Here is a 16,116-nt window from a genome sequence, read left to right as displayed (position 1 = left end):
ATTGGCTTATTTCCATATTATTTTAAGTTAATACGGAGAGAAGAGGTGCGAGAGAGTACAAAATTCATGCGGTGTTAGGGTGAGATTGTTTTTCTTTGGGTTTAAATTACTGAAATTAAATGATTTAATTTTGTTTAATGATCTTTTGAGGTGTTTGCTCCTTCTTTCATTGAATGCTTTGAACATGTGAGCCTGTTGTCATAAAAGTTCATCATAAACCGATTGAGAATTTTCCGAAATTTCATATTATTGTAATTAAGGTGTCACATTTAACGGAGTAGCTATGAGAGAACAAGAAATGATTCAACCTTCGAATTTTGGTGTAATTAGTCGTACATGTCTATTTTCGTTAGTGGGCATTCTCGGTGTTTTCCTTTTTGTTTAAAGCCAATTTCTCGCTTTAACAGATTGTGGGCTCTAATGTTTTTCTCGCCTGTAGTGCCCACACAGCCCATCTCGCTCTTTTACCCTTGTTAGTCATGGGTCACGCTTGAAGTCTGTATAGTATGTTGCTAGTTTGATACTTAACTCAGTAAATCTATGGACTGTTAATGGCACATTTTTCTTCCCCTAAGTTTTCCACCCGTTTTGCTCAGTTGCCGAGTAGTTTTTTTACTTTTGTTTCGCCTCAGCCGTTAGATAACAGCCAATGGGTGATGTGGAATAGTGAACTTGCAAAAAATGTGGGCTTACCGTCGAATGCGCCGTTAGATGTATTAAAACAGCAACTCTCTGGTGACAAAACGCATCCAGATTTCGCTCCTTTGGCGATGAAATACGCCGGGCATCAGTTTGGTGTCTACAATCCTGATTTAGGTGATGGGCGGGGCTTACTTCTATGCGAGTTAACCGCCCAAGATGGTCGTGTATTTGATTTGCATCTTAAAGGGGCGGGGTTAACTCCTTACTCGCGAATGGGGGATGGGCGAGCGGTACTTCGTTCGACAATCCGTGAGTATCTGTGCAGCGAAGCCATGGCCGGTTTGGGTATTGCGACTACACGAGCCTTGGGTATGCTTACCAGCGACACACCGGTATACCGTGAAAAACAAGAGTCGGGCGCGTTATTGTTGCGCATGACAGAAAGTCATATCCGCTTTGGTCACTTCGAACATTTTTTCTATACTAATCAATTGAATGACCTTAAGTTACTTGCCGATAAAGTGATCGAATGGTATTGGCCTGAATTGGCACTGAGTGACAAGCCATACGCGGCGATGTTCGAGCAAGTTGTTGCCGCCACGGCCTCAATGATCGCTCAGTGGCAAGCCGTTGGCTTTTGTCATGGAGTGATGAATACCGACAATATGTCGATTCTTGGTCAAACCTTTGATTATGGCCCGTTTGCCTTTTTGGATGATTACGATCCTAGCTATATCTGTAACCATTCAGATTATCAGGGCCGTTATGCGTTTAATCGTCAACCTTCTATTGCGCTGTGGAACCTTAGTGCGTTAGGACATGCTTTATCGCCTCTGATTGATATCGCAGACATTGAAACAATATTGGCGCAGTTTGAATCTCGCTTACAGCATGATTACAGCGCTCAGATGAGAGCCAAGCTGGGGCTGCATACTAAGTGCGAAGAAGACGGCGAGTTTTTTGTCTCTTTCTTTGATTTTATTGAACGCACTCATGTTGACTATCCGCGCTTTATGCGTGAACTGTCAAATTTAGACAGTGGTGATGAAGCGCCGCTGATTGATCTGTTTATTGACCGAGCTGGCGCTAAAAAATGGTTGCAAAGCTACCTTGAACGCGCAGATAAGGAAGTAGATCAGACGGGAATGCCAATTACTGCTAAGCAGCGCTGCGCGCAAATGCGTAAAGTCAATCCCAAGTATGTGCTGAGAAATTATCTCGCGCAGCAAGCCATTGAGAAAGCAGAGCTAGGGGACTTTAGCGAAGTGGCAACATTGGCAACCTTGCTAGCTTCACCTTTTGAAGAACATCTTGAGCATCATAGCTACGCCAATTTACCTCCTGAGTGGGGTAAATCGATGGAGATCAGCTGTTCCTCGTAGAATTTAAGTACCGAATGCTACTCAAAGGCCTGATTTCATTGGTTTGATTCATTGGCATTATTGCCGCTTTTTGTCAGTCGCAGCGAGCGGTGTACTAAATCGCTTCGTTTATCGATTTAGAGTGAGAGTTGCGCGGGTCTCGGCCGCTTCTTCTTTCGTAGAATTGCCACTTTATGTGGCGATTTTTTCGTCGGTCACCACCTGAGCGCAACTCAGATTGATAAACGCCATCGATTAGGGCGGTGTCATGAATCACGGTAATTTTGATTTTCTCACCCATAAGTTTACTCCACGGCGTTTTTTATCAGTATGGGTGAGGAAATCGTTGAGCGCCAATTTAACGCTGGTGGCAAACGGTAGTCCGAAGTACGTAAGGCGTTAAGATGTCATGATGCTCGGGAGAACAGTCATTAATTGGCTATAACAATCGGATGACCAAGTTCAGGATGAGGTATCACACTGACTTGGTGTTGATAAACTTGCTCGATAATCTCAGCCTGCATTGCTTGGCTCGGTGGAGCATCCACAGCGATGTTCCCTTTACTTAAAATGATCATACGATCGGCATACTGCGAAGCAAGATTGAGGTCATGCAACACTGCGACCACTGTAGCCCCACGTTTGGCGAGTGATTTTGCGAGTGCGAGCGTTGAGTGCTGGTGGTGTAAGTCTAGTGCTGATGTTGGCTCATCGAGAAGCAAAATTGTGTTGTTCCCGCTTTGTTCTAGCTGCGTTAATACGCGCGATAGATGCACGCGCTGCTTTTCACCACCGGATAGGGTTGGGTACGCTCGCTGGGCCAAGTGTTGTACATCGGTCTGCTGCATATTGTGTTCAACGACTTGTTGCAAATCTTGGTTAGACATACTCAAACCAATACCGCCTAGTTCGACGACTTCTTTAGCGACAAAGTTAAAGGAGAGTGAGCTGCTTTGAGGTAGAACACCAAGGTGTTTAGCTAGTTCTTCTGCGGGCCAAACATGGCGCGTCTGACCAAAGATGTTCACGTGTCCACTGTAGGTAATTTCATCGGTAATGGCTTTGAGCAAGGTGCTTTTACCGGTTCCGTTTGGTCCCAATAATGCAGTAAATTGCCCTCGATCCAGTGAAAACGAAAGTTCGTTGAGGATGGTTCTTTTGCCGATAGAAACCGTCAGTTGGTTTACTTCGATGGTAGTAGCATCATGATAGTTATCAATTTGCGGTAATCCGTTTTTTTTACGTGATGTCATGAGGACAGAGCGCATTAAATTCGTCCTTTTTGTTTGATCAACAGCCAGAGAAAAAATGGGGTGCCAATCAGCGCAGTAACAATGCCAACAGGCATATCTAATGGAGCGACAATCGTGCGTGCAAGCATATCCGCCACTAACAATAATAGTGCGCCAAGTAACATACTAACGGGTAACAATGAACGGTAGTTTGGGCCAATCATCATTCGAGCAAGGTGCGGCACAATTAATCCGACAAAGCCAATAATGCCAGCTAAAGCGACCGTAACCCCAACTCCTGCAGCAGCCAATACAATTAAACGGCGTTTGACTGCTTGCACATTGATGCCCATATGACGAGCTTCTGCTTCACCCAGTAGCATGGCATTGAGCTTGTCCGCATCACGAAGATAACTAACAAAGAGCACGACTAGCGTAGCAAAGGCCAGATAGAGTCCATGCGCATTGGCACCAGCCAAAGAGCCCATGGTCCAGAGTGATAGGTCTCGCAGTGCTTGGTCATCCGCGAAGTAGTTGAGTAGGCCCAGTGCGGCCCCAGCAAGAGCAGAGATCGCAACGCCTGCCAGTAACATCATGGTGACTGATGTTCCGTTGCTGCCCGTCCCTAGTTGGTAAACGACAAAAGTGACGATAATGCCACCTATGCAGGCAAATACAGGTACTGTACCGAGCACCATTAGCAGTGGGTAGCTAGCCGCTAAACCGCCAAACAGTACGATCGCAACCGCGGCGCCTAGTGAAGCCCCCGAAGAAACCCCAATAATGCCAGGGTCGGCCAATGGATTACGAAACAGCCCTTGTAGCACTGCGCCACATAGCGCCAGTATGCCACCGACAGCAATCGCAAGTAGGGTGCGAGGAATACGCACTTGCTGAACGATCATGGTGATATGGCTTGGAAGGTCACCGCTGCTGATCGGAAGCAGGGAGCGCAGGCTATCACTAAAACTGATGTTCATCGGGCCAACTGTGATGGAGGTAACCGTCGCGGCGTATAACCCTAATGCCGCAATAACGCAAAGAGTTTTAGCTGAAAACAATCGAGAACTATTCATTGATGTCGGCCAATTTATTGGGATTGGCTAAAATTTTGATAAAGCGAATCTGCAAGCTCAAGACTTTCAATGCCTAAGCCGCCAATAATCGCGCTACCTTGCACAGGAATGATACGGTGATTAACCGCCGCAGGCGTTGCCATAAATAGCGGATATTCTTTGATGATACCTTGCTCACCACCTAATTTGTCCCAGTCGCGCTGGGAAACCAAAATATACTCCGGCTGCATGTCAACAATGGCCTCTTGAGACAGTTGTTTATAGGAAGAAAGCTCAGCTTTAGCCGGGTTGGTGCCGCCCGAGAGAAATAATGGCGTCAATGGTGGTTTTATCACCGGCGACAGTGGCTGGTCGACCTTTGCTAAGCATGGTAAAAATTGTTTTTGGTGCACGCTCGAGTTTACGCTCACGCATTGTATCTAACTTAGTTTCTAATGAGGCTTTTAGCTCTTGTGCTTTAGGCTGCGTATGAGTGATTTGCGCGATGGTATCGATACGTTTGAAAAGGTCTTGCTCAGTATCACCCGATGGCACGGTTTCAACGGTTACACCACCACTTTTTAGTAGCGACAATGTTGTTTCTGGCCCCATTTCTTTCGAACCAATAAGGTGAGTCGGCATCAGTGCCATTAACCCCTCAGGGGAGAGTTGGCGGTGATAGCCAACTTGAGGTAGCTTGCCGTCGGTATTGAAATGTTTACTCGTCACATCCAGTGCAACTAATTGATCTTTCGCACCAAGCGCAACAATCAGCTCAGTGATGCTTGAGCCAGCACTAATAATTCGATTTGGAGTTGGCTCCGTTTTAGCAAAACTAGGCAGAGAGGCAACGAGCAGCCCCAAAGTGATTACAAGCTTTTTCATTTTTGTTCTTCCATTACAATGTTCGTGGCCGAAATTTGGTGTTTTTGCATGAATGCCAATAGATTGAGCATTGATTCGACATCAGCTTTTTTATCTGTCGCGATCACTATTGGTTTTTCGGGTGATTTGGCGCGAGCTTTAAGTAGCGCCTGCGTGAAATCATTCCAATTACTGAATATCTCGCCATCCAACGCCCACTTGTCTTTTTCATCGAGCAAAATACCCACCGAAATGACAGGTTTGTTTGGGCTCGATAATTCGCTACTCTCCTGCGTTTTGGGAATGTCGACGTTGAGTGTTTTGACACTGACATTAGCGGTAAGTAGCAGGAACACCATGACGATAAAGATAATGTCGAGCATCGGCGTGAGGTCTGGCTTAAATTCTTCGTCATTGAAACGTGATTGCGACTGAATCATCACACGACCTCTTGAGTGATAGGTATGTCTTTGCCAAAGGGGTCGACGGAAATCCCCTCAATGTGCAAATTGCTATGATTCAGGGTGTATTCAATTTTTGCCAATGTTTTTTCGACCCACATGCTAAGTAGCTGTGCACCCGTAATCGCAGGTAGGGCAATAATTAGTCCAGCGGCGGTAGTGGTCATAGCCAGTCCTAGGCCATCAGCCAGTGTGGCGGGTGAAATTGCGCCAGAGGTATCGGTAATACCTCTAAACATCTCCATCAGGCCTAAAACTGTACCCAGTAGGCCAATTAATGGGCTGATCACACCAATAATTGAGAGTAGGCGAATACCCGAGCGGAATTGTTGGCGTTTTTGAAACAGCCAAATTCCAACCGCTTCTTCACGCAATGGCTTTGTAAAGTGACGATGACTGAGCAGCATACGCATAGATTGGAACATCAGTTGACGTCCACTGAGCTCAGTTTCAATAAAGTGATTTACTTCATCTGGGCGGTTGAAATCGAGTTGATGAATGCGTTTTAAAATCGTCGTGGTGTGTGTACGACTATTGATCAGCATATAAAGTGTACGTTCAATCAGAATGGCTAGGGTTAGGAATGACATAACGATTAACGGCCAAGTCATCATGCCTAATTGAGTTTGAATATTGCTAAAAGTTTCCATGTCTTATTACTACTTCAATTTGAAATTAATAGGTATTTGCACACGATGTGCAATAGCTTGTCCGTTGGCTGTTTGACGCGAAAATTGCCACTGTTTGATGGTGTTAAGGGCTCGCGTATCAAGAATCTCATGACCACTTGACTGAATGAGCTTTTGTTTGATTTGTTTGCCATCCTTATCTAACCAAACTTCTATGAGCGCTCGGCCTTCAAGCCCTTTTTTACGTGCCAAGCGAGGGTATTCCACAGGGGTTGGTTTGGCGCTAAAGCGCGGCTTGTTAACCAGCATAGGCTGGCTGCTTTGATTACTTATCGTCGCGTTTTCCGACGTATTGGTTGTTTCTGATTTGATCTTTTCTGGTTGCTGTTTTGGCTTCGTTTTTTCTGTTATTGCTTGAACGCGTTTTTTCTCTTTTTTGGGCTCTTTGCTTTTCTGCTTTTGCTCCACCTGTGTTGGTGGTTGAGTCGGTTTTTGCTTGATCTTCACGTTAGAGTTTGTGATTTGTGTCGAATCTTTAGCCCTTTTAAGTGGCGGTGTTGACTGATTACTTTTGGCTTTTGAACGCTTGGTGATTTCCGACTTAGGTACTTCCGAATGGGTAGCTGCGACGGAACTCTTTTTTTGTGGTGTTATTTCGCTGTTTCTTTTGCTTGTTTGAACAGGAGGAATAGGCTCAGGTTTAGTCTCTGGATTCGATGCAGTGCTCGCCATCAACTGAATTTGCATACCCTGATGACCTTGGTTCATCGACACTTGTAGCACTTTTTCTTGCGGTGCAAATGACAAAGCATAACCTTGAATTAGGCAGGCGATTAATCCAGCGATGAGATAACGAAATTGAGTCATGAGGTTTAATGCAAATTATAAAAGATGATATTTTAATAGCTTAACGACTAAATGCGAATGAGATCAAATATCGTTTGCATTATTATTAACTTTATATAAGATGGCGGTCAACACAATTTATCAACACAACTATTATTAATGCCTTGTATCAGATATTTCGTGCCAGTGAGTTCGAAATAACCTGTTACGAGCAAGCTGTATGACATGACTCCAATAACATTTGATTCAACCGACGAGAACCTAATTGGTAGACACTCGCCTGACCCATTGCGTTTTGCATTTAGTGGTAAAAAAGGACCTCACGTCGGCGGCAGTTCAATGCCGATTCCCAAGCCACAAACTCAAATTCAAATTGAAACAGCGCTGAGTAGCAAAGCGAATCAGTCGCAGCGTTGTTTGTATATCCATATTCCATTTTGTCGTGTGCGTTGCACTTATTGTAATTTTTTCCAATACGCATCGAGCAAACAACTGATTGCTGAATACTTCACTGCGTTGGTTATTGAGCTGAAAAAAAAGGCCGCCTATCGCTGGACGCAAAGTTATCCATTTCAAGCTGTTTATGTTGGTGGCGGTACGCCTACTGACTTGAGCGCAGACCAGATTCGTACATTAGGGCAACTCATTCGCCAATACTTTCCATTAACACCGGATTGTGAAATTACCTTAGAAGGGCGGGTGAATCGCTTTGATGAGCAAAAGTTTGAGGCAGCGCTTGAAGGTGGATTTAATCGTTTTTCACTCGGAGTACAGAGTTTTGATTCACACGTCCGCCGGGCAGCGAAGCGATTGGATGATGGTGATGTGGTACTCACTACGTTACAAAAAATGGTGAGTTACAACGCGGCGCCAGTTGTTATCGATTTATTGTATGGCTTGCCGTACCAGACCTTGGAGGTTTGGCAGCGCGATTTAGACGGATATTTAGAGTCGGGTGTCGATGGTGTCGACCTATACCAATTATTGAATCTACAAAATTTGCCAATGGAGCGCTTGGTTGAGCAGGGAAAACTGCCGCAACCTGCTGATACTGCGACCAAAGCAGAGATGTATCGGATGGGGGTGGAGTTCATGGCCAAGCACCATCAGAGACGCCTGAGTGTCAATCATTGGGCATCAGGTAATCGTGAGCGCAGTATTTATAACAGCCTAGCAAAAACCAATGCCGAAGTGTTGCCTATCGGGGCAGGGGCAGGTGGTAATTTCAATGGTGTGAGTGCGATGCAATATCGCGATATGGATGCGTATATCGAATCTGTTAGCCAGAACCATTTTCCAGTAGGTATGGCGTTTATAAACGCGACGCCGACGCCGATCTACAATCAATTTAAGGCCGCCTTTGACCGAGGTGTGATTCTTAAACATGAGTTTACCGAGTGGTTTGAGCGTCTAATGCCATTGTTTGAAGCTTGGCAGCAGCGTGGATTAGTCAGCATCTCACCACAAGCCGTGTCTTTGACTCTCGCTGGTCAGTTTTGGTCAGTCAATTTGGCCAATAATCTTATTACTATCATTCAAAAACAAAATAGCGCTGGATTGGTTTCAGCCTAAGCTCGAAGCAAAGTAGGAGAGAGTATGTACGCCACTTATTCTGAAAGTGAAGTTAAAGGCAAAGTGAATGCAGCGTTGGCAGAGGACTCTGCGGTGCCTATTTCAACAATGTCGCAGCAACTGGGCCTTAGTGAAGGCGCGATTACTTTTGCATTGCCAGCAGAGATGATGACCAAATCAAATGGAGAGCATGCTCAAGCGATTCTTGAGCAACTACCAAATTGGGGCAAAGTGACGACGATTGTGCACTCTTTTGGTTCCATTTTTGAAGCCAAGGCGCGATTTCCAAAAGGTAAAGTAGCGCATGGTTTTTATAACTTGATGGGTAAAGAAGGCGAGTTGCATGGTCATCTACGTCTTGATCTTGTTGCTCATATCGCGTTTGTTAGCAAACCATTTCGTAGCATGGAAAGTCACTACATTGGTTTTTTCACTCAGCAAGGTGAGTGCATTTTTAAAGTTTATCTTGGCCGCGACAAAAAAAGACAACTATTCCCAGAACAAGTCGCTGCCTTTGCTCAAATGAAACAGGAGTTTTCAGCATGAAATTAGACAGTCAGCCAACAGAGATTGAACCAACACGAGACGAAGTACGTCGAGAGCGTCTGCAAAATCGTCTAGAGCCGGAAGTACAAGAATTTCGTGATTCACGACAAACGCTGCAACTAGCTACGATTGGTGAGAACGGCGTTCCCAATGCAACTTATGCGCCTTTCGCCTTTGACCAACAAGGCTATTACATTCTGGTTAGTGATATTGCCGCTCACGGTAAGAACCTTAAAACCAATCGTAATGTTTCCATTTTACTGGTGGAAGACGAAAGCGAAGCGAAACAAATTTATGCACGTAAACGCCTGACGTTTGATACACAGGCTGAACTAGTTGAGAAACATAGCGAGCAGTGGCAGCAAGGTGTCGGCGCGCTAAAACAGCGCTTTGGTGAGATTATCGATAACCTCAGCCAGTTGGGTGATTTCAACTTGTATCGTTTGAATCCTAAATCTGGCCGTTATGTGAAAGGTTTTGGCCAAGCATTCGAAATTTCGGGTAATGATTTACTCGATTTCGTTCACTTAACAGAAGGGCATGTCAAAGGGGAAAAACAGTAACCATTGTAATTCTAGAAAGCGAAGTAATGGAGCACCCATCAGGTCTTATAAATCAAAATAATCCGAGGCCACCGTAGAATATAAATGGAATAAAAGATGTTTAAGCAAACTCAATTAGCCCTCGTAATTGGTGGGCTGCTCGCGACTCCAGCTATGGCTGAAGAAGTTTACTCTTTTGATGAAGTAGTGGTATCAGCGACTCGTACTGAGCAGAACATAGAAGATGTTTCGTCTTCTGTTGAAGTGATCGGGCGCTCAGAACTTGATAACACCATGACGAATAATCTTAAAGATACGATGCAATATACCCCTGGTGTAGAGGCTGAAGGCAGCGGTCGTTTTGGTGTTTCAGGTTTTAATATTCGTGGTGTAGATGCTAGCCGTGTAAAAGTGATGGTGGATGGTATCCAGCAGCCTGTGCCATATAATCCTGGTGCGAGTCAGCAACGTAAATATTCGAACACGATTGAAACCGATATGCTGGCGGGTATCGAAGTAAATAAAGGTCCATCTTCGAGCCTTTATGGTTCTGATGCCTTGGGTGGTGTAGTGCTGTTCCGCACCAAAAATCCTGATGATGTTTTGGTCACCGATGGGGATGAAAATCGTTTTGGTATTAAGTCGAGTTATGCTTCGGTAAACGACGAGTTTAAAAATACCTTAACCTGGGCAATGCGCAAAGGGGCCTGGGAAACCATTACCATGTTCACTTATGCAGATGGTAATGAGTATAAAACCCATGGTGATGGTGCTGATATTCTTGGCCCAGATCGTGGCGCCGCTGATCCAGCCGATTCCAAGTTGTATAACGGTTTAGCGAAAGTCTTTTATCAAGCCAATGAAGCGCACCGTTTAGGGCTGATTTTTGAATATTACGACTATCAATATGACTCATTCTTAGCCTCTGAAGAGGGTAATGAGATGATGCCCAACTTTGTCTATACCGATTCATCGATTGCAGATAATAACCAACGTATGAGTATCGGGTTCGAGCATGATTGGAAAATGAATGCTGCGATTGCAGATGAACTGTTGTGGAAGGTCTCTTACCAAACAACTGAGAGCAAATCTGATAACTATGATACGACGAATTTCCCGGGCAATATGTTCATGCCTGCCTATGATGATCGAATTCGTAATCGTCAACGCATCGCTCAAGATGATTCGGTCCAATTTGACGCTCAATTTAATAAATTACTCAGCTACAATTCGCACTACCATCAATTAACTTATGGTGCGAGTTTCCTGCGTAATGACTTTTCGTTGGAAAACACCGATTTCTTTATCAAGAGTGGTCAAGCGGGTGTACCTGATGGTACATCAAAACCGGGTAGCACGGGCTTGCCAAATGCGAAAGTGACTCAGTGGGGTATTTTTGCGCAAGACCAAATCTTTATGCTTGATGATCGTCTAATTTTAACGGCTGGTATGCGTTATGACTCGTTTAAAACGGCACCGGAAACAACCGATGGTTATGACGTAGAACACGTAGATAACAAGAATGATGCCTTTACCGGACGTTTGGGCGCGGTTTATCGTGTTTCTGATATGCTGATCCCTTACGCGCAAATCAGTCAGGGCTTTAAAGCACCAACGGTGTATGACTTGTACTATGTGTATGACCAAGGGGCAATTTTTGAAGGGAATCCAGACCTAAAAGCAGAGACTAGCCTTTCGTATGAAGTCGGTCTAAGAGGTAAGAATCAGCGCCTGCAATACGAGCTAAGCGCGTATTACAACGACTACGATAACTTTATCTCTCAAGCAACGATAGGTGAACAAGGCGGCAAAGACGTGATTACGATGCAAAACATCGATAAAGCGCGTATTTATGGTGCAGAGTTTGCGACGACGGTATTTGGACCTCAAGGTTTCTATAGCAAATTTAGTATTGCATACACCAATGGTGAAGATAAGAAAAACGGTCGCGAGTTAGATGCCATTGCGCCACTGACGACCAATATCGGCGTGGGTTATGATTCAGCTGACCAAGTTTTTGGTGCGCTTATCAACTACAAAGCCGTTGCGAAAAAAGATAGCTGGCAAGAAATTGATAACGTTACAGCGCCTTCTTATAGCACTGTTGACCTAACCGCTTACTACCGTCCAATGAAGGATATGACTATTCGTGCTGGTCTATTTAATGCCTTTGATGAGAAGTACTGGTTGTATACTGATGTGCGCGGTGAGGATGAGGGTTTGAAGGATATCGATACTCAAGCCGGACGTAACTGGGGTGTGAACTTAGAATACTTCTTCTAACGAGCATAAAAATCAAGAAAGGGCAGCGCATATCAGCGACGATGGCGCTGCCCTTTTTGTTGTCTGAGATCTTTAGCGCTTTGAGCCAGTGTTGCGAGAGTTAAGCCCTCGCTCAGTTGAATACTCCAGATCCGGATGGTTTCAACCCTTCGCGTTTGTTACTAATGTGTTGTGATAGGTTGCTAAATTGAAGGATAAAACCGGACTTGGATCTCCTTTTATTACTTGAATCAAAAAAAACGCTAGTTTCTCTTGAAAAACACATTAATGTCCCCATTTCTGACATCGTTAGAAGTTGTAATGGTCAATTTTCTAGCAGTTAGTTGAGAATTTAGGATATTCGTGAATGTAAGCAGGGGTTCGGCTCGACACTGGTTGTTAAGGTCGCTAGAATGCTGCGTCTAAAACTATATCCTGAGACTAATAGGAGATACCTTTCACCGTTTTTATAACGAGAAAAAGATATCGCTGATTAGTTCGACAGCCCAATAAGGGGTGTCGATGCTCGAAATTAAATGGTGCTCGTAGAGTACAAACAAGGATGCAGTTACCAAGCTAAGCTTAGGTAACTCATACGCTCAGCGTGGCTGAGCCAGTATTGAGGTTAATGAATAATGCAAGTTACTGTTGAAACGCTAGAAGGCCTAGAGCGCCGTCTAAACATTACTGTTCCAGCTGCAAACATCGAAGACGCTGTTACTGCTGAACTACGCAACATCGCTAAAAACCGTCGTTTCGATGGTTTCCGTAAAGGTAAAGTGCCTCTAAAAATGGTTGCGCAGATGTACGGTAAAGCAGTACGTCAAGACGTGATGGGCGAAGTTATGCAACGTCACTTCATCGAAGCGATCGTTAAAGAAAAAATCAACCCAGCAGGCGCACCTACTTTTGCTCCAGTAGCAACTAAAGAAGGCGAAGATCTAGTTTTCACTGCGACTTTCGAAGTTTACCCAGAGATCGAACTAAAAGGTCTTGAGAACATCGCTGTAGAAAAACCACAAGCTGAAGTGAAAGATGCTGACGTTGAAGAGATGATCGAAACTCTACGTAAGCAACAAGCTACTTGGACTGAAGTTGAAGAAGCTGCAGAAGCTGGTAAGCGTGCAACAATCGACTTCGTTGGCTCTATCGACGGTGTTGAGTTCGAAGGCGGTAAAGCTGAGAACTTCCCACTAGAAATGGGCGCAGGTCGCATGATCCCTGGTTTCGAAGACGGTATCGCTGGTAAAGCTAAAGGTATGGAATTCGAAATCGACGTAACTTTCCCAGAAGATTACCACGCTGAAAACCTAAAAGGTAAAGCGGCTAAGTTTGCTATCAAAGTAAACAAAGTTGAAGCGCGTGAATTACCAGAACTGAACGAAGAATTCGTTGCAAAGTTCGGTGTAGCTGAAGGCGGCGTTGACGCTCTTAAAGCTGAAGTTCGTAAGAACATGGAGCGTGAACTTAAGCAAGCAGTTAAGAACCGCATCAAAGAGCAAGCAATCAACGGTCTAGTTGAAGAAAACAACATCGACGTACCAGCTGCGCTAATCGACCAAGAAATCAACGTTCTTCGTCAACAAGCAGCTCAACGTTTCGGTGGCAACCCAGAAGCTGCAGCTCAGCTTCCACGTGAGCTATTCGAAGAGCAAGCTAAACGTCGCGTAGTTGTAGGTCTACTACTAGGTGAAGTGATCAAGTCTGAAGAGCTAAAAGCTGACGACGCGAAAGTGAAATCTCTAATCGAAGAGATGGCGACTGCTTACGAAGATCCAACAGAAGTTGTTGCTTACTACGAGCAAAACGAGCAGATGATGAACAACATGCGCAATATCGCTCTAGAAGAGCAAGCAATTGACGCAATCATCGCTAAAGCAAAGGTTTCTGAGAAAGAAGTTGGCTTCAACGAGCTAATGAACCAACCTGCTTAATAAGCAATATCTTGCGTAGAAAAGTTGACTAAGTGTTAACTATTCTGCTAACAATGGTCCGAATGATATACATCATCCGGGCCATTTATTTTAGGGACATCAGAATATGAGCTACCAAGACCAAAATACAATCATGAATGCACTCGTGCCAATGGTGGTTGAACAAACTTCCCGTGGTGAACGTTCTTACGATATTTATTCTCGCTTGCTTAAAGAACGCATCATCTTCTTGACCGGTCAAGTTGAAGACAACATGGCAAACCTAATTGTTGCGCAGTTACTTTTCCTTGAATCTGAAAACCCAGATAAAGATATTTACCTATACATCAACTCACCAGGTGGCAGCGTAACGGCAGGTATGGCGATTTACGATACCATGCAATTTATTAAGCCAAATGTTGCAACGCTATGTACTGGTCAAGCATGTTCAATGGGTGCTTTCCTACTTGCTGGTGGTGCTCCAGGTAAGCGTTTTGCGCTGCCAAATGCACGTGTAATGATTCACCAACCTCTAGGTGGCTTCCAAGGCCAAGCGTCAGATATTCAAATCCACGCGCAAGAAATCCTTTCTATCAAACAAAAACTAAATACTCTACTTGCAGAGCATACTGGTCAGCCGATGGAAGTGATTGAACGCGATACGGACCGCGATAACTTTATGTCAGCAGCACAAGCGGCTGAATACGGTATTATCGATGAAGTATTAACCCACCGCGGTTAATAAAACTGGCTTTGAGTGTAATTTAGCTGAATTGAGGCGAGCTTTCGAACAATTCACAGGGGTATTTTGTCCTAAATTGATATACACTCAAAGCGTATAGATTTAAGGCTAAGAGGTTAGCGAATGACAGATAAAAGCAAAGAGGGCGGTAGTAGTAAACTGCTGTACTGCTCTTTCTGCGGTAAGAGCCAGCACGAAGTTCGCAAGCTGATCGCCGGCCCGTCAGTCTACATTTGTGACGAGTGTGTCGACCTTTGTAACGACATTATTCGTGAAGAAATCAAAGATGTGCTTCCTAAGAAACAGTCTGAAGCGTTGCCTACGCCACGCGAGATTCGTGAGCACCTTGATGATTATGTGATTGGCCAAGATTACGCTAAAAAAGTGCTAGCCGTAGCCGTTTACAACCACTACAAGCGTTTACGTAATGGTGATACAACGAGCGAAGGCGTTGAGCTAGGCAAGAGTAATATTCTACTTATCGGTCCAACCGGTAGTGGTAAAACTTTGCTAGCTGAAACCCTAGCGCGTTTTCTAGATGTTCCTTTCACAATGGCGGATGCTACGACCCTGACAGAAGCAGGTTATGTAGGTGAAGACGTTGAGAACATCATCCAGAAGCTGCTACAAAAATGTGACTACGACGTAGCGAAAGCAGAACGTGGTATTGTTTACATTGATGAGATCGACAAGATTTCTCGTAAAGCTGAAAACCCATCAATCACACGTGATGTGTCGGGTGAGGGTGTTCAGCAGGCGCTTCTAAAACTGATCGAAGGTACGGTTGCTTCTGTTCCACCACAAGGTGGTCGTAAGCACCCGCAACAAGAGTTCTTGCAAGTAGATACATCGAAGATCTTATTTATCTGTGGCGGCGCGTTTGCTGGCCTAGACAAAGTAATTGATCAACGTGTTGCAACCGGTGCTGGTATCGGCTTTGGCGCTGAAGTGCGTTCAAAAGACGAGAACAAAACAATCGGTGAATTGTTTACTCAAGTTGAACCAGAAGATTTAGTGAAATACGGTTTGATTCCAGAGTTTATCGGTCGTCTACCAGTAACGACGACGCTGACTGAACTGGATGAAGAAGCGCTAATTCAAATTCTTTGCGAACCAAAGAATGCACTGACTAAACAGTATGCGGCGCTATTTGAGCTAGAAAACTCTGAACTTGAATTCCGCGAAGATGCACTACGCGCTATTGCGAAAAAAGCAATGGATCGTAAGACAGGCGCTCGTGGTCTACGTTCAATTTTAGAAGCTGTTCTGCTTGAAACCATGTATGAACTGCCATCAATGGACAACGTAAGCAAAGTTGTGATTGATGAGTCAGTAATTAATGGCGAATCTGAACCATTGCTGATTTACAGCAACTCAGACAGTCAAGCAGCAGGCGCTGAGTCGTAACTCGCTAAATAACAATCGTTATCAAAAGGCTTTAAGTCCTCC

The 16,116-nt window shown here is 44.6% G+C and carries 16 protein-coding genes; 8 read left to right on the top strand and 8 right to left on the bottom strand.

Going from position 1 to position 16,116, the window contains the following annotated elements; genetic code table 11:
* Positions 1 to 551 precede the first annotated feature (551 nt).
* Entirely contained in the window at positions 552 to 2,024 is a 1,473-nt protein-coding gene (locus Vt282_RS09330) for a protein adenylyltransferase SelO (protein WP_162063224.1), read from the top strand.
* Positions 2,025 to 2,118: 94 nt separating this feature from the next.
* Here the strand turns inward: Vt282_RS09330 and Vt282_RS09325 are convergent, their stop codons facing one another.
* The 8 genes from Vt282_RS09325 to Vt282_RS09295 all read right to left on the bottom strand — a co-directional run bounded on the left by Vt282_RS09325 (position 2,119) and on the right by Vt282_RS09295 (position 7,111).
* Positions 2,119 to 2,304: a hypothetical protein gene (locus Vt282_RS09325; protein ID WP_162063223.1), complete on the bottom strand. Its 186-nt coding sequence runs from the start codon at positions 2,302 to 2,304 to the stop codon at positions 2,119 to 2,121.
* 130 nt (positions 2,305 to 2,434) lie between these two features.
* Positions 2,435 to 3,256 (bottom strand): heme ABC transporter ATP-binding protein, encoded by an 822-nt coding sequence (locus tag Vt282_RS09320; protein WP_232055167.1) that lies wholly within the window; start codon positions 3,254 to 3,256, stop codon positions 2,435 to 2,437.
* A gap of 14 nt (positions 3,257 to 3,270) precedes the next feature.
* Positions 3,271 to 4,311 carry a FecCD family ABC transporter permease gene (locus Vt282_RS09315; RefSeq protein WP_162063221.1) on the bottom strand — a complete coding sequence of 347 codons (1,041 nt, stop codon included), beginning with the start codon at positions 4,309 to 4,311 and terminating at the stop codon, positions 3,271 to 3,273.
* 14 nt (positions 4,312 to 4,325) lie between these two features.
* The gene (locus tag Vt282_RS21245; RefSeq protein ID WP_269472548.1) at positions 4,326 to 4,631 is read right to left on the bottom strand and encodes an ABC transporter substrate-binding protein; all 306 of its coding nucleotides are present in this window, start codon (positions 4,629 to 4,631) and stop codon (positions 4,326 to 4,328) included.
* Entirely contained in the window at positions 4,591 to 5,175 is a 585-nt protein-coding gene (locus Vt282_RS09310; RefSeq protein ID WP_269472547.1) for a heme/hemin ABC transporter substrate-binding protein, read from the bottom strand. The genes Vt282_RS21245 and Vt282_RS09310 overlap by 41 nt, the downstream gene beginning before the upstream one ends.
* Positions 5,172 to 5,594, bottom strand: coding sequence for an ExbD/TolR family protein (locus Vt282_RS09305; RefSeq protein ID WP_162045948.1), 423 nt, complete (start codon positions 5,592 to 5,594; stop codon positions 5,172 to 5,174). The genes Vt282_RS09310 and Vt282_RS09305 overlap by 4 nt, the downstream gene beginning before the upstream one ends.
* Positions 5,594 to 6,265, bottom strand: coding sequence for a MotA/TolQ/ExbB proton channel family protein (locus tag Vt282_RS09300; protein ID WP_162045949.1), 672 nt, complete (start codon positions 6,263 to 6,265; stop codon positions 5,594 to 5,596). The genes Vt282_RS09305 and Vt282_RS09300 overlap by 1 nt, the downstream gene beginning before the upstream one ends.
* A 9-nt stretch (positions 6,266 to 6,274) precedes the next feature.
* Entirely contained in the window at positions 6,275 to 7,111 is an 837-nt protein-coding gene (locus Vt282_RS09295; protein ID WP_162063220.1) for an energy transducer TonB, read from the bottom strand.
* A 204-nt stretch (positions 7,112 to 7,315) separates the two neighbouring features.
* On the opposite strand from Vt282_RS09295, the gene hutW reads away from it, so the two are divergent.
* The 7 genes from hutW to clpX all read left to right on the top strand — a co-directional run bounded on the left by hutW (position 7,316) and on the right by clpX (position 16,074).
* On the top strand, positions 7,316 to 8,662 hold the full coding sequence (gene hutW, locus Vt282_RS09290; protein WP_162063219.1) for a heme anaerobic degradation radical SAM methyltransferase ChuW/HutW: 1,347 nt from the start codon (positions 7,316 to 7,318) through the stop codon (positions 8,660 to 8,662).
* A gap of 24 nt (positions 8,663 to 8,686) precedes the next feature.
* Positions 8,687 to 9,208, top strand: a complete 522-nt coding sequence (hutX, locus tag Vt282_RS09285; protein ID WP_162063218.1) for a heme utilization cystosolic carrier protein HutX — start codon at positions 8,687 to 8,689, stop codon at positions 9,206 to 9,208.
* On the top strand, positions 9,205 to 9,771 hold the full coding sequence (hutZ, locus tag Vt282_RS09280; RefSeq protein WP_162063217.1) for a heme utilization protein HutZ: 567 nt from the start codon (positions 9,205 to 9,207) through the stop codon (positions 9,769 to 9,771). The genes hutX and hutZ overlap by 4 nt, the downstream gene beginning before the upstream one ends.
* 96 nt (positions 9,772 to 9,867) lie before the next feature.
* The gene (locus Vt282_RS09275; protein ID WP_162063216.1) at positions 9,868 to 12,033 is read left to right on the top strand and encodes a TonB-dependent hemoglobin/transferrin/lactoferrin family receptor; all 2,166 of its coding nucleotides are present in this window, start codon (positions 9,868 to 9,870) and stop codon (positions 12,031 to 12,033) included.
* Between the two features lie 614 nt (positions 12,034 to 12,647).
* Positions 12,648 to 13,946: a trigger factor gene (gene tig / locus Vt282_RS09270; RefSeq protein WP_162045955.1), complete on the top strand. Its 1,299-nt coding sequence runs from the start codon at positions 12,648 to 12,650 to the stop codon at positions 13,944 to 13,946.
* A gap of 106 nt (positions 13,947 to 14,052) precedes the next feature.
* Complete coding sequence (gene clpP / locus Vt282_RS09265) at positions 14,053 to 14,667, top strand: ATP-dependent Clp endopeptidase proteolytic subunit ClpP (protein WP_162045956.1); 615 nt, start codon at positions 14,053 to 14,055, stop codon at positions 14,665 to 14,667.
* Between the two features lie 123 nt (positions 14,668 to 14,790).
* Entirely contained in the window at positions 14,791 to 16,074 is a 1,284-nt protein-coding gene (gene clpX, locus Vt282_RS09260; protein ID WP_162045957.1) for an ATP-dependent protease ATP-binding subunit ClpX, read from the top strand.
* Positions 16,075 to 16,116 lie beyond the last annotated feature (42 nt).

The organism is Vibrio taketomensis, from assembly GCF_009938165.1.
GTDB lineage: Bacteria > Pseudomonadota > Gammaproteobacteria > Enterobacterales > Vibrionaceae > Vibrio > Vibrio taketomensis.
The sequence above is the reverse complement of the archived record's forward strand: the minus strand, read 5'-3'. Positions and strand labels throughout refer to the sequence as shown.

Bases quoted from the DNA above. Each gene is read 5' to 3' on its own strand.
- Vt282_RS09275 (WP_162063216.1), top strand. From the start codon at position 9,868: ATGTTTAAGCAAACTCAATTAGCCCTCGTAATTGGTGGGCTGCTCGCG.
- Vt282_RS09305 (WP_162045948.1), bottom strand. From the start codon at position 5,594: ATGATTCAGTCGCAATCACGTTTCAATGACGAAGAATTTAAGCCAGAC.
- Vt282_RS09310 (WP_269472547.1), bottom strand. From the start codon at position 5,175: ATGAAAAAGCTTGTAATCACTTTGGGGCTGCTCGTTGCCTCTCTGCCT.
- Vt282_RS09300 (WP_162045949.1), bottom strand. From the start codon at position 6,265: ATGGAAACTTTTAGCAATATTCAAACTCAATTAGGCATGATGACTTGG.
- hutZ (WP_162063217.1), top strand. From the start codon at position 9,205: ATGAAATTAGACAGTCAGCCAACAGAGATTGAACCAACACGAGACGAA.
- hutW (WP_162063219.1), top strand. From the start codon at position 7,316: ATGACTCCAATAACATTTGATTCAACCGACGAGAACCTAATTGGTAGA.
- Vt282_RS09325 (WP_162063223.1), bottom strand. From the start codon at position 2,304: ATGGGTGAGAAAATCAAAATTACCGTGATTCATGACACCGCCCTAATC.
- clpX (WP_162045957.1), top strand. From the start codon at position 14,791: ATGACAGATAAAAGCAAAGAGGGCGGTAGTAGTAAACTGCTGTACTGC.
- Vt282_RS09330 (WP_162063224.1), top strand. From the start codon at position 552: ATGGCACATTTTTCTTCCCCTAAGTTTTCCACCCGTTTTGCTCAGTTG.
- hutX (WP_162063218.1), top strand. From the start codon at position 8,687: ATGTACGCCACTTATTCTGAAAGTGAAGTTAAAGGCAAAGTGAATGCA.
- Vt282_RS09315 (WP_162063221.1), bottom strand. From the start codon at position 4,311: ATGAATAGTTCTCGATTGTTTTCAGCTAAAACTCTTTGCGTTATTGCG.
- tig (WP_162045955.1), top strand. From the start codon at position 12,648: ATGCAAGTTACTGTTGAAACGCTAGAAGGCCTAGAGCGCCGTCTAAAC.
- clpP (WP_162045956.1), top strand. From the start codon at position 14,053: ATGAGCTACCAAGACCAAAATACAATCATGAATGCACTCGTGCCAATG.
- Vt282_RS09320 (WP_232055167.1), bottom strand. From the start codon at position 3,256: ATGACATCACGTAAAAAAAACGGATTACCGCAAATTGATAACTATCAT.
- Vt282_RS09295 (WP_162063220.1), bottom strand. From the start codon at position 7,111: ATGACTCAATTTCGTTATCTCATCGCTGGATTAATCGCCTGCCTAATT.